The sequence below is a fragment of the Cellvibrio sp. KY-YJ-3 genome, assembly GCF_008806955.1.
Lineage (GTDB): Bacteria > Pseudomonadota > Gammaproteobacteria > Pseudomonadales > Cellvibrionaceae > Cellvibrio.
The window spans coordinates 4,126,889-4,140,103 of sequence record NZ_CP031727.1; the positions used below are offsets into that span (position 1 = coordinate 4,126,889).

The window sequence follows — 13,215 nt, forward strand, 5'->3', positions numbered from 1 at the left end:
CACAACCATTTTGTTTCTATCGAGAGGAAGTATCTATGCAAATAAATATCAGTGGTCATCATTTGGAAGTTACCGATTCGCTGAAAGACTATGTCAGCAGCAAAATTGAGCGCCTGAGCCACCACCACGATCGCATTACCAGTACTCACGTCATCCTCTCCGTCGATAAGTTGATTCAAAAAGCAGAAGCAACCATCCATGTCAGCGGCAAAGATTTGTTTGCGGATGCCACTCACGAAGATCTGTACGCAGCAATTGATTCATTGGCCGATAAGCTGGACCGCCAATTAATCAAGCACAAAGAAAAGATGCGTAGTCATCGCTAACCCACCCTGGAGGCAGCGAGATCATCTCCGCTCACTGCCTCAACAATTGAGAGATTCCTGGTAATCACCTCCTACCATGCAAATTCAAAATCTTATTAGCCCCGGCCGAACCTTGTGTGCCGTTGAAGGCGGCAGCAAAAAACGTGCTCTGGAACTACTGGCCAACGCCATCGCACAGGATGTTCCTGGCATTGATGCCGATGAGTTATTTCGCCGTTTGATTGGTCGCGAGCGACTTGGCTCAACCGGTATAGGACACGGCATTGCCATTCCGCATTGCAGGGTTGAAAACTGCAGCGGCACGATCGGTGCACTCCTGACATTGGCTGACCCGATTGACTTTGATGCCATAGATTCCCAGCCTGTGGACATTCTCTTCGCCATGTTAGTGCCCGAAGATGCTCATGATGAGCATCTACAAACACTGGCCGCTCTGGCTGGGGCGCTGAATAATGCTGACTATCGCCAGCGTTTGCGTGCTGCCGATAGCGATGCCGCACTTTATCAGGTCGCTATAGCGCCTTAGCAGGTCAATACCATGCACCTCGTGATTGTAAGCGGGCTTTCAGGCTCAGGAAAAAGTACCGCCCTGCATGTCCTTGAAGATGTAGGCTTTAACTGCATCGACAATCTACCAGTCAGCCTGCTACCCGCGCTGGTTGCACAAATACAAATTCATAAAGATGACCAACAGCGTTTTGCAATCGGCATTGATGTGCGCAACGCCTGGCAGGATCTGAATATATTCCCGCAGATGATAAGTACACTGAAAGAAGCGCACCTGCCATTTCAAACCCTGTTTCTGGATTCTCAACCTGCCGTACTTATCCAACGTTTTAGCGAAACCAGGCGCAAGCATCCGCTGTCGGATAAACACACCAGCCTTGAGGAATCCATCGCCGCAGAGCAGCAGCTGCTTGAACCTATTCGCGATTGTGCCGATCAGGTCATAGATACCAGTCATTTAAATTTGCACGAATTGCGCGACTTGGTAAAAGAACGTGTTGTAGGCCGCAGCGAATCGACGATGGCGATTTTGTTTGAATCCTTTGGCTTCAAACATGGTATTCCGGTAAACGCCGATCTGGTATTTGACGCACGTTGCCTTCCCAACCCCCACTGGAAACCTAACCTGCGCCCGCTTACTGGCAAAGATCAGGATGTAATCGAATTTTTGGAGGAACAGATTACCGTCAAAGAGATGTACGACGACATCGAGCACTATTTGGCACGCTGGCTGCCGCGCTATCAGGCGAACAATCGTAGTTACATCACCATTGCAGTGGGATGTACGGGTGGCCAGCATAGGTCTGTTTACCTGGCAGAAAAGCTACAACGCTATTTTGACCAGAGTTTTAGTGATGTTCAGGTTCGACATCGCGATATCAATAAACACAAAAAACATTAAATCATGGCAATTGAAACTCTCGACATCATTAATAAACGCGGACTGCATGCACGCGCTGCCGCGAAACTTGCCACCTTAGCCAACCAGTTTCAGGCTAATGTGCAAGCGCGGGTGAGTGACGGCGTATGGGCCGATGCCAAAAGTGTTATGTCATTAATGCTTCTTGCCGCCAGCTGTGGCAGCCGCCTGGAAGTGAGCACAGAAGGTGATGATGCCGAGGCGGCAATGACTGCCATCCGTGCACTCATTGCTGATCGCTTTGAAGAAGGCGAATAAATACTCTATTGTTAATCTAAAGCGGTTGTTACTACCGCTTGAGTGCACTAAGCTGCGCGACCTTTTACACCGTTTCCCTTGTTATCGGCAATCGATTGGCAGATAAATCTGCACACCAGCCGCTACTCACCCGATCAATACAGATATTTTTATGGTTTATAACTACGACGACATCAATCCCGATGACTACATCCTCAGCAAATCGCAAGTGAAACGCGATATGCATGCACTGCAAGCGCTGGGTGAAAGTCTCATTGATATGAACGAAAAGCAGCTCGCCAGTATTCCCCTGAGCGACACAATGCTGGATGCAATTTACATTGCGCGCAAACTCCCCCCTAAAGAAGCACGTCGTCGCCAGATTCAATACATTGGCCGTTTGATGCGCGAGGGCAATCACGAGGAGATCAAAGCAGCGGTTGATAAAATGCAAAACCGCAGCGATCAATACGTGCATCGCCAACACCAGATCGAACGCTACCGAGACTTGCTGATTGAAGGTGACAAACAGATATTCCAGACACTGGTAACATCCTGCCCAGGTCTTGATGTACAACATTTACGCCAACTGGTTCGCGCTGCGCAAAAGGAGCGAGAGGAGAACAAACCGCCAGCCAATGCACGCAAACTGTTCGGTTTCATTCGCGATCAACTCGCTGCACAAGACTGAGACTGCCCATAATGAAAAAGCCCGGACATGATCCGGGCTTTTTCATTATGGCAATTGGAATTACATCAGGGCGCATTGGCCGCATCAATCGCGTCATTCACCTCTGTTGGCGACAAAATCTTAGGGCCGGCTGGCGGTGGTGTTGTGAAGGTATCACTGCTGTTGATCAGCTTGCTGCTGTCTATACCTGCCCCGCTACCCAAAGCATCGGCCACCGCTTTTTTCAGCACAATAATGGCGATGCGGCGGTTAATGGGTTCATTCGGGCGATCCACCAGAAAGGGAGCGGCTGAGCCCATACCCTGAACGGTGGCTACTTTTTCTTCTGGATAAGATCCCTGCAACAACGCGCGGCGCGCGGCATTGGCGCGATCAGCAGATAACTCCCAATTAGTGTAGGTAGCTCCAACACCGTAAGGTGTTGAATCTGTATGGCCAGTGATGCTGATTTTGTTTTGCACTTTATTGAGGATAGGTGCAAGGGCGTTCAACACATCCACCGAATAAGGTTTGAGGTTGGCACTTCCCACATCGAACATCGGCCGCTGATCCTTATCGACGATCTGGATGCGTAAACCCAACGCGGTAAAATCGATGAGGATCTGATCCTTAATTTGTTGGAACACCGAATCGAGCGCGTTAATCTCCGTCTCCAGTTGTTTTTTTAGCTCTTCCAGCTGCTCATTTTCAATGCGCTCCATTTCCTTTTTAAGCTGCTCTTCATTCACATCCTGCGCGGGAGCCTCTTGGGCTTCAGTAGGGGTAGAAGGTTGCACGGGCTGGTCCAAGCTGATCAAACCAGGGTTAGCACCGCCCTCGCCCACCACATAGGGGCTACCCGGATCCACAAAATAACCAGAAATGGCCTTTTTTTCCTCTGGTGTAGTACTACCCAATAGCCACATCAACAAAAAAAACGCCATCATCGCCGTCATAAAGTCGGCGAGCGCAACCTTCCATGAACCACCATGATGACCATGGCCATGGCCCTTTTTCTTTTTGATGATGATGGGTTGCTGAGCTGAATTCTTTTCCATAAAAAATCGACCTTACTTCTTGCTGGCGCGATATTGCTCTTCCAGCTCTTTAAAGCTGGGGCGAACACTGTGGAAAAGAACCTTACGACCAAACTCGACCGCGACCTGCGGTGGTACTCCGTTCATGGAAGCAACCAGTACCGCTTTTACACATTCGTAGGAACGGCTCTCGTCGCGTACCTTGCCCTGTAAATAACTCGCAAATGGTGCGATGAAACCGTAGGCAAACAAAATACCGAGCAATGTCCCCACCAGAGCCGCCGCTACAGCAGCGCCAATTTCCGCTGGTGGCCCACCAATTTTACCCATAGTAATAATTACCCCGAGCACGGCCGCGACAATCCCAAAACCGGGCAAACCATCTGCCGCATTCTGAATGGCACCAGGCACTACAGAGGCTTCCTGATGATGACCATCAAGCTCCTGCTCCATGAGTGACTCCAGTTCATGGGGCGCCATATTGCCTGCCACCATAATGCGCAGGTAATCGCAGATGAATTCAACGATATGGTGATCTTTCAAAATAGAAGGGTAATTAGCAAAAATAGGACTGGAGTCGGGCTCTTCGATATCACCCTCAATGGCCATCAAACCTTCACGTCGAGTTTTGTTGAGGATGTCATAGAGCAGCGTCAGCAGCTCCAGGTAAAACACCTTGTTGAATTTGGAGGGCGTCATCAATGAGCCGCCGGATTTGATAACCCCCATAGTCACCGACAGCGGATTACCAATAATCATTGCCCCGAAAGATGCTCCGCAGATAATCAATACCTCGATGGGCGACATCAGCGCCATTGGGTTACCGCCATGGACAACAAAGCCACCGATAACACAACCGAGGACAACAATAATGCCCAAAATGATATTCACGCAAAAACCCCCAATCCAAAAACAGGTTTGCCCCGAAGAGATAAGCAACCCGTGAAATAACAAAACAATTCAGGCGACAAGCTTAACAGTACCGTTTGAGTATAGGCAGCTTGAATTGAGGATCAAGACAAGAACAGGATTTAATCCATAACAGACGACGGCAACACAGCAATTACCCCTGATTCAGATAAAGCATCGTAGAATATCGGCACCGTTTTAATTTACTCGAGTATCAACCTATGAAAATTGAAGATCTCAGCCCCGCCATGCGGGAAAAATTGGAAGCCGCCGCCTTTCGTCGCTTGGTTGCACACTTGGATAGTCGCAAAGATGCGCAAAATATCGACTTGATGAACCTCGCCGGGTTTTGCCGCAATTGCTTAAGCAAATGGTATGTAGCCGCCGGAGCAGAACAACAGCTTGAACTCGATTATGAAGATGCGCGCACACACATTTATGGTATGCCCTACAGTGAATGGAAAACACAATTTCAAACGGAAGCTTCGCCGGAACAACAGGCAAAATTTGCGCAGGAAATGAACAAAAAAGATTAGCCAACACAAATATCGAGACAATAAAAAGCCGTTGCAACTGCAACGGCTTTTAGCAGACCCCATAAGCAGTGGGGCGATTAATTGCAGGGATTATTTCAATTGATACGCTGTCACCGTATTTTTGAAAAAATTGGGCACAAACAGCTGCTGGGTATTGGGGTCGTAACCGATGTCCGCCGTATTGATTTTTTGTTCGCGTGAATCGATCAACAATTCAAGACGACCATCGCTGTGAACGTAATACACCAAGCCCACCCAGCAAGACACAATAAACTCACCGCGCTCAATCATTTCTATACCGTCAATTCCTGACTCAAACCCTTTGGCAATCACCGCACGATTTTTGTCTGCATCAACCAATATTAACTCTTGGCCAGCGCCTACCACCAGGGTAGAACCTAAGGCTTTCAGGCCATTGGCGCTGCTGACCTTATCCAAATAGAGTTCGATTTTACCATCCAGATAGCGGTGGACTTTATTCGTGCGCGTGTCAGATACAAACACCACACCGGAAGAATTTACCGTCACATCATTTAAAAAAACTGAATCGGCAACAGGAATTTTTTTGATAACTTTCTGTTTTTTGATATCAATAATGACCAGTTCGGTAATATCGGCCACATAGAGGTAATTCTCGTGCAGCGCCATACCTTTGGGCGCGTTGAGCCCGCTAATCCAGTTTTTATCGATTACTTTGCCATCGGTGGCTAATTTTGTGATGCCACCTTTGCCGTCAGCCACATTACCCTGCCCGTCAATCAATGCTACAAACAGGTAGGGCGCCTTTTTGTCGGCCACATAAAGCACTGACTCGGGCGTGGGTAAATCGATCGTTTGCCACAGTGATTCCAATTGTTTGGCAGCCTGAGCCTGAGCGCCAGCAAATAACAAACTAAATGATAAAACGATGAGCGTAGAGAATTTTTTCATGGATAAACCTCATTATGGTTATGGGTCAACACGAACACGCGCAGCAATAACACTTGTGCAACAGTCGGCGCATCCACATCTGTTTGCGCGTTCATGGTGCCACTGCTGATATACAGATCCAAAATGTTTTACATATCCTTGCGTGGCCTCACTGATTTACCGGGCTAATCAGTGGTGTCACAGCCAGTGAAATGATTGCGCTCTGCCAGCCTAAGCTCTAACCTAGCACTTTACTGATCAACTGAAACCTACCACTATGAAAACCAGTGTCGATAAACACGCACCCAAGTCCAAAGCCACGATTAAAGATGTCGCCAAACTGGCTGGCGTCTCGTTTAAAACCGTATCGCGCGTCATTAATAAAGAGGGTACGGTTGGGCAAGAGCTGCAGGAAAAAGTGATGCAGGCGGTCAAGGCGCTGAACTACCAACCGAATCTATCTGCGCGGTTACTGCGTGGGGCGGCCTCTTCCATCGGTTTTATTTACGACAACCCCAACAGCAACTACGTGATCGATATGCAAAAAGGCATATTGGGCGAATGTCGCCGTCAGGGTTATGAGTTGGTGATTCACCCCTGCGATTCCAAAGCCGACGACATTATCGATGAAGTGTTGAACATGGTAGATCGCAGTCAAGTAGGCGGCTTGGTACTCACACCACCCATGTCGGAAATGCCTGAGGTACTCTCTGCACTGGGCAAACGTAAAATCCCATTTGTGCGCATTCTGTCCGGCTCACAGCCGCCCGATAAAAAAGGCCCCTGTATTTTTATCGACGACCGCACAGCAGCTTACAAAATTACCCAATACCTGATCGACCTTGGTCACAAATCTATCGCCTTTTTAGGTGGTGAAGAAACCCATAAATCCAGTATTGAACGCTTGGAAGGCTACAAAGCCGCACTCAAAGCCAACAAAATTACACTCGATAAAAAATTAATTATCCCCGGTGAATATTCGTTTGAATCAGGGGTAAAACGCACTCGCCAACTATTGGCATCCAACTTAAAACCTACAGCTGTATTTGCCTGTAACGACGAAATAGCCGCGGGCACTTTATTTGCCGCGCGGATTCAAGGCGTGGAAGTTCCACAGCAACTTTCTATTGTCGGCTTTGAAGACAGCCCCTTCTCGCGTCAAGCCTGGCCCAACCTCACCACTGCACAGCAACCCAATACCACGATTGCTGAACGGGCGACCGGGCTGTTAATTGACACAATTCGCGCGCACCGCGATGTGGAGAGTGAAGGTTTTTATCCGCAGTTAATTGTGCGTGACTCCACCTGCCCAGCCCCGACTAAACGCTAGTTCAATAACTCAGATACCAATCAATAAAAAGGCCGACTTGTTGCAAGTCGGCCTTTTTAGTTTTTAGCGATACTCTAACGGAAGTGTGAATCAACGAAGTTTCAATTGCTCCAATCTTTCCAATAATTTTTGATTTTCTATTTCGATATGTTTGTAAAAATCCACATCCGACAGCTGCGAAGCAGCCGCTTCATCAATTACTAACACCACCTGTTGATGCAACTGTAAGGCCGATGCCGGGCAAGCGGCGGTTAATGGCCCTTCGACTGTTGCTTTAATTGCCTCAGCTTTATTTTCACCCGTGGCGAGTAGCACCACTTTTTTTGATTCGAGAATTGTACCTATACCCATGGTGATGGATAGATGGGGCTGGTATTCGTCTGCGCCAAAAAAACGGGCGTTGTCTTCGATAGTCGCGCGCGTTAAGGTTTTTACTCGCGTGCGAGACATAAGTGACGAAGATGGCTCATTAAAACCAATATGCCCGTTGCGACCAATGCCGAGTAATTGAATATCAATACCACCTTTGTGTTTAATGGCCGCTTCATAAATTTCGCAAGCGTTAAACGGATCTTGCGCATCACCCGGCGGAACATGAGTTTGCGCCTTGTCGATATCAACATGATCAAACAACTGTTGATTCATAAAATAGCGATAACTTTGCGGATGGCTTGATGGCAAGCCAAGGTATTCATCCAGATTAAAACTGCTCACACGTCTAAATGAAACCTGAGCATTTTTATAAGCAGCAATCAACTCTTTATAGAGTGCAACCGGCGTGGAACCCGTCGCCAAACCCAAAACTGAATCAGGTTTTTGATTAATTTGTTGGATAAAAATATCTGCACCATAACGCGCAACAGCGGCAGCATCTTTTAAAATTACAACTTTCATCGAACACTCCAGTGAGTGGCATTAACTAAAAATTTAGCACTAAGGTCAGGCAGCGGATTTTGTTGGCAGACTGTCGGAGACAGGGATGTCGACGACAAACCTACATGGATGTATTCACGGCGTGTCTGCCAACAAAATCTGCTGCCTGACCGGTCTAACTACAGGTGTACCTGCAGATCACCCGCTACCCAGGTATGGGTTACACGATAATCATCAGTAAAATGAACCAGATCCGCGCGATAACCGTTAGCGATACGCCCCAAATAATCATCCACCTGCATAAATTGCGCAGGGTAAAGCGAGGCCATGCGCAGGCTCTCCGCCAACTCCACACCAACCCAGGTAGTGTTCAGACGCACCGCATCTATCATCCCAATCGCACTACCCGCCAAACGCCCTTCCGCATTTACCAGGCAACCATCTTTTTCATAAATAGTTTCGCCATAAATTTGAAACGATTTTTCCGGCGAGCCGACAGTCGACATAGCGTCCGTCACTAAATACATTTTGCCTTTGGGTTTTGCAGAGTAAGCAATGCGCGCAGAAGCCGCATGCACGTGATAGGTATCAATAATAATTCCGCACCAACTGTTAGCGTCCTCAAGTGCAGCCCCCACGACTCCGGGTTCACGACCAGTAGTCGGGCGCATCGCGTTATACAAATGCGTAAATCCGGAAAGCCCCTCTTTAAGAGCACACACTACCGATTCGTAATGCGCATCCGTATGACCCGCACAGATAACTACACCGGCCGACGTTAATTGTTTAATTTGACCGGGCGCCGCATGCTCGGGCGCCAGCGTGAGCATCACTTTAAAATCGTGCTGACCTTTTACCGAGGCCACCAACCAATCAATATCCGCCTGCTCCATTGCGCGAATGTAGCGCTCGTTGTGCGCACCGCGACGTGCCATATCAAAAAACGGCCCTTCCACATGCACGCCAAGAACACCTTTCATACCAGCAGCAACCGCATCCGCCACCGCTTTTACACCGGCCTGATGCACCTCACGGGTATCGCTAATCAAGGTTGGCAGTAATGACGTAGTGCCTGTTGGGCGATGACCATCGAGAATGGTTTGAATGGCACTGACACTGGTATCGTTAGTAAAAAATGCCCCGCCGCCGCCATTCACTTGCAGGTCGATAAAACCGGGCGCCAGCACACCACCCGCCAGCAGTGTTTGCGGAATGGATGAATCCAGTTGCGCACGTGGTAGCAGCGCGTCAATTTTTTCGCCCGCGAGTACCAGCGCGTAGTCATCCAGAAATTCTTCGCCGGTAAAAATGCGTGCACCGACCAAAGCTTGTTTCATAAAAACACCTGTGAAACGGTTTAACGCCTAAAGTAAAAAGACGTTTTTTAGAGGCTAATAATAATATTGCGCTTATGCAGCACCCAAGCCACACACCACAGAATCAATACCATCAGCAGCGCAAACAATAATGAGGCCAAATAGGGATCAGCAAAAGTGCAGAAGACCGCATAAAGTGCCGCATAAGCCGATTCACCACCCACTGGAATTAAATACAAGGTTGTAGCCAACAAACCCGACAGCACATAAATAAATAAGGGGTTTTTGCCAATAATTTCAAAAAAATGATAAACCGGTTTAACCACGCTTGCCGCCGCAGATTGTTCAAGTTTAACCAGCAATAACAACAGCAGGATGGCAACCCCGCAGGTCAATACCACAAAAGAACTGGTCCAGAGTGATTTATTAATCGGGAACAACAAATTCCACACCAGCGCCAAACCAATCAATAACAGTGCTGCAACAAATAATTGGCTTAACGCTTTCGCTTTATCCTCGCTCGCCAGCAATACCCGCGTCGCTTCAAAGCCAATAATCACATTTACAATGGAGGGAAAAGTGCTGAGGATGCCTTCAGGATCAAAGGCTAGCCCCTTGCCTTGCCACAAATGATTTGCACCCAATACTGCCAAATCAAATTGACGCACCAGGTTATGTTCAAGGCTGTAAGGGTCAGCAGCGACATTTAGCAAACCCCAATAGCCAAGCAATAAGATCGCACTCATCACTACCCGACCGGTAAAACCAAAATACAAAATAATAAATGCCGCAAAACCGTAGGCAATCGCAATGCGCTGCAACACCCCCATCACCCGCCAATTTTCAATGTTGTTGGTAAACGGATAAGCCGAGAGCAAAACACCAATCACAAATAACAGCACCACACGGCGCAGAATTTTTTGTGCTTGTGCCGCAGGCGCCAGCTGACGTAAACCACGCATAGCGAAATACATGGAGGAGCCAACGATAAACATAAAGAAGGGAAAAACAAAATCGGTAGCTGTGGCGCCATGCCAATCAGCGTGCAATAAAGGGCCGTAAACAAAACTCCACGAACCCGGTGTGTTGACCAGAATCATCAACGCGAGGGTCAAACCACGCATTACATCCAAAGCCTGAAAACGTTGTTTGACCACCGGATACCTCGCAGATGATAAAAATAGTTCCAAAAAATAACTCGCGATGAATTATTTCCAGCTGCGCAGTTTGTATCCTTTTGCTGCGTAATAAAGAATGAATAAATAACAGGGTGTCATTACGATGTATGCAGTCTGACGATCCACAATAGTGGACGCCGCACCTAAAATAACCGGCACTACCGCACCACCGGCGATTGCCATAATTAATAGCGCCGAACCAGTTGCAGTGTATTTACCCAGACCGCTCAGCGCCAAAGGCCAAATAGCTGGCCATACAATGGCATTGGCAAGCCCCAGCAGCGCAATACACAAAATAGTATTGGGAATAGCGGGCATACCCAGGAATGAAAAAAGCGATGAAATAGAAGTGGATTCGTTGCTACCAAACACAATTGCCAAACTGATAAATACCCCCAACACAGCGGAGACCAACAGCATATTTTGTTGGGAAATTACCCGCGGAATTAACACTATGCCAAGAATGTAACCAAACACCATACAGGCCATAGTGATAGAGGTGAGGATAGAAAAATTGGTATAGCCAATACTGCGCCCATAGGAGCCAATGGTATCGCCTGCGATCACCTCCACGCCCACATACAAGAACAGCGCGACAACACCCAACACTAAATTCGGAAATTGAAACACTTCGCGCAGCGGCAGCTTTTCTTCTTTACTTTTTTCCAAATCCAATTCTGGCAGCGACGAAATTCTTACCAAAAAGGCAACAATACCAATCACTAACGCCATGTAGATATAGGGTAATACAAGGTTATTCGCGAGCTGTTCGATTTCTTCGGGGCTTGGTGTTTTTGATGCGGTGCCACTCATGCCACCAAGAATCAAAGCGGTAAATACCAAGGGCGCCACAATGCCTGCCGATTTATTCAAGATCCCCATAATACTGATACGGCGAGCAGCAGACTCCTCCGGCCCCATTTTTACGACATAGGGATTAACGGCAGTTTGCACTAACGTTTGGCCCGCCCCCATCATAAATTGCGCAACTAAAAACAACAGAAACCAATGGGATTTTGCAGCGGGAATGTATAACAGCGCGGCAGATGCCATCACCGCTAAACCAATGGCCATCCCATTTTTATAACCGACTTTGCGAATCACCCAGGATGAGGGCAAAGCAAAAACCGTTACTGCAATGTAAAACGAAAATAAAATAAATGATGCTTGAAAAGGCGTCAGGGTTAGTACCAACTCCAGGTACGGCATCAGAGAACCGTTGAGCCAGGTTACAAAGCCAAAAATAAAAAACAAACCGGCAATCATCGCCAAGGGAATTAAGTTGGATGACTGCTTGGGTACCGCCATAGTTTCGACTGACATAGTAAGTAACCTGCGCTAGTGGGTTTACATTGGGTTCTTATGTTTTTAGGTAAGGCTATTGGTACTGACCGAATTCATTGTTTCGTAGTTTTTATGAGCCCCCGTGTTTGCGGGCAAGACAAAAATCTATTTGCTAGAGATTTCCTGAACATTAAATTGCTGCTTGGCAAAATAGACAGCGCCGAATTCTGGTTGATACAACGCAGGCGAAAGGTTGTCCGCCATGTCTATGTCCATCCAGGGAATAAGGCGCGGCGCCAAACCACCAATAATCGACATACGACCAGGCTGGGTTGCCCATAGGCGACGAGCTACAGCGCTCATATAAGCAGCGCCTTCTTTTACAATACTCATTGCAACTTCATCGCCCGCATCTGCAGCATCCACCACAAAAATGGCAAATTTGGCGTAATCACCTTGTTTGGCACCAAACATTTTGTCCACGATCATCACACCCTCAGCCTGCAAAAAACTACTAATGCTGTGGCTCAAAATAGTGGCCGGGCCAAGGTTGTCGTAATCGAGCAGCACGGCTTTAATCGCTTCCAATCCCATCCAGGCACCGCTGCCTTTATCGCCGATTGGAAAACCGTGACCGCCTAAAAACAACGACGCATTATTAACGTAGGAATAACCACAAGAACCGGTGCCCGCAATCATCACCGCTCCTTCATCACTGTTGTGAGCACCAAGGCAGGCGATATGCAAATCGGTAGTGAGAAACATTTTTTTGAAGGGATGCTGCCAATCGCTCATCACTTCATAGAGACTGGGAACATTTACACCCGCAAGACCCGCGCCCGCAATCAACTGCCCCATCACAGCAGGTGGTAAACCGGCATCGATAAGAGCCAGTTCGGCGGCAGTGCGAATAGAATCTTTAGCTTGCTGTACACCATGGAAAGGGTTAGCCGGGCCGCCAACGCCAGTGCCTAGCACTTGTAAATCAGCGGTCATGATACTGGCACGACACTTGGTGCCGCCGCCGTCAATCCCGATGTACAAGGTCTGCTCGCCAAGCGGCATTTTCACCATGATCTACCTCTTTATTTTTAAATATAAACTTTGGCTCTTAAAGAGCCGCGCAACCATGCCAAACGCTATTAAAGTCTGACAGTGGAATGGTCGCATATTTCCATATCCGG

15 protein-coding genes are annotated in these 13,215 nt (G+C 47.9%); 7 read left to right on the forward strand and 8 right to left on the reverse strand.

Annotated features, from left to right (window positions below):
* Positions 1-35: 35 nt before the first annotated feature.
* From hpf to yjgA, 5 genes are all read left to right on the forward strand, one after another.
* The gene (gene hpf, locus D0B88_RS17510) at positions 36-326 is read left to right on the forward strand and encodes a ribosome hibernation-promoting factor, HPF/YfiA family (protein WP_007643222.1); all 291 of its coding nucleotides are present in this window, start codon (positions 36-38) and stop codon (positions 324-326) included.
* Between the two features lie 76 nt (positions 327-402).
* Complete coding sequence (gene ptsN / locus D0B88_RS17515) at positions 403-852, forward strand: PTS IIA-like nitrogen regulatory protein PtsN (protein WP_007643223.1); 450 nt, start codon at positions 403-405, stop codon at positions 850-852.
* A 12-nt stretch (positions 853-864) separates the two neighbouring features.
* On the forward strand, positions 865-1,734 hold the full coding sequence (gene rapZ / locus D0B88_RS17520; RefSeq protein WP_040392346.1) for an RNase adapter RapZ: 870 nt from the start codon (positions 865-867) through the stop codon (positions 1,732-1,734).
* A gap of 3 nt (positions 1,735-1,737) precedes the next feature.
* Positions 1,738-2,010 carry an HPr family phosphocarrier protein gene (locus tag D0B88_RS17525; protein ID WP_007643225.1) on the forward strand — a complete coding sequence of 91 codons (273 nt, stop codon included), beginning with the start codon at positions 1,738-1,740 and terminating at the stop codon, positions 2,008-2,010.
* Positions 2,011-2,161: 151 nt separating this feature from the next.
* On the forward strand, positions 2,162-2,680 hold the full coding sequence (gene yjgA, locus D0B88_RS17530) for a ribosome biogenesis factor YjgA (protein ID WP_151058758.1): 519 nt from the start codon (positions 2,162-2,164) through the stop codon (positions 2,678-2,680).
* Between the two features lie 65 nt (positions 2,681-2,745).
* Here yjgA and motB read toward each other — a convergent pair whose 3' ends face one another.
* The gene (gene motB / locus D0B88_RS17535) at positions 2,746-3,717 is read right to left on the reverse strand and encodes a flagellar motor protein MotB (protein WP_151058760.1); all 972 of its coding nucleotides are present in this window, start codon (positions 3,715-3,717) and stop codon (positions 2,746-2,748) included.
* 12 nt (positions 3,718-3,729) lie between these two features.
* Positions 3,730-4,587 (reverse strand): flagellar motor stator protein MotA, encoded by an 858-nt coding sequence (motA, locus tag D0B88_RS17540; protein ID WP_040392543.1) that lies wholly within the window; start codon positions 4,585-4,587, stop codon positions 3,730-3,732.
* Positions 4,588-4,826: 239 nt separating this feature from the next.
* Between motA and D0B88_RS17545 the strand changes: the two genes are divergently transcribed.
* Positions 4,827-5,141: a DUF1244 domain-containing protein gene (locus D0B88_RS17545; RefSeq protein WP_007643234.1), complete on the forward strand. Its 315-nt coding sequence runs from the start codon at positions 4,827-4,829 to the stop codon at positions 5,139-5,141.
* 90 nt (positions 5,142-5,231) lie between these two features.
* Here D0B88_RS17545 and D0B88_RS17550 read toward each other — a convergent pair whose 3' ends face one another.
* A complete protein-coding gene (locus D0B88_RS17550; protein ID WP_151058762.1) occupies positions 5,232-6,071 on the reverse strand; it encodes a GTP-binding protein in 840 nt (279 codons plus the stop codon).
* A gap of 256 nt (positions 6,072-6,327) precedes the next feature.
* Here D0B88_RS17550 and D0B88_RS17555 point away from each other — a divergent pair, with 256 nt between their 5' ends.
* Complete coding sequence (locus tag D0B88_RS17555; RefSeq protein WP_151058764.1) at positions 6,328-7,380, forward strand: LacI family DNA-binding transcriptional regulator; 1,053 nt, start codon at positions 6,328-6,330, stop codon at positions 7,378-7,380.
* 90 nt (positions 7,381-7,470) lie between these two features.
* Here the strand turns inward: D0B88_RS17555 and nagB are convergent, their stop codons facing one another.
* The 5 genes from nagB to nagK all read right to left on the reverse strand — a co-directional run bounded on the left by nagB (position 7,471) and on the right by nagK (position 13,105).
* The gene (nagB, locus tag D0B88_RS17560; RefSeq protein WP_151058766.1) at positions 7,471-8,274 is read right to left on the reverse strand and encodes a glucosamine-6-phosphate deaminase; all 804 of its coding nucleotides are present in this window, start codon (positions 8,272-8,274) and stop codon (positions 7,471-7,473) included.
* A gap of 158 nt (positions 8,275-8,432) precedes the next feature.
* Positions 8,433-9,590, reverse strand: coding sequence for an N-acetylglucosamine-6-phosphate deacetylase (gene nagA, locus D0B88_RS17565; protein ID WP_151058768.1), 1,158 nt, complete (start codon positions 9,588-9,590; stop codon positions 8,433-8,435).
* Between the two features lie 47 nt (positions 9,591-9,637).
* Positions 9,638-10,726 (reverse strand): acyltransferase family protein, encoded by a 1,089-nt coding sequence (locus tag D0B88_RS17570; protein WP_151058770.1) that lies wholly within the window; start codon positions 10,724-10,726, stop codon positions 9,638-9,640.
* A gap of 51 nt (positions 10,727-10,777) precedes the next feature.
* Positions 10,778-12,070 (reverse strand): N-acetylglucosamine MFS transporter NagP, encoded by a 1,293-nt coding sequence (nagP, locus tag D0B88_RS17575; protein ID WP_225318439.1) that lies wholly within the window; start codon positions 12,068-12,070, stop codon positions 10,778-10,780.
* 126 nt (positions 12,071-12,196) lie between these two features.
* On the reverse strand, positions 12,197-13,105 hold the full coding sequence (nagK, locus tag D0B88_RS17580) for an N-acetylglucosamine kinase (RefSeq protein ID WP_151058772.1): 909 nt from the start codon (positions 13,103-13,105) through the stop codon (positions 12,197-12,199).
* Between the last annotated feature and the right edge of the window lie 110 nt (positions 13,106-13,215).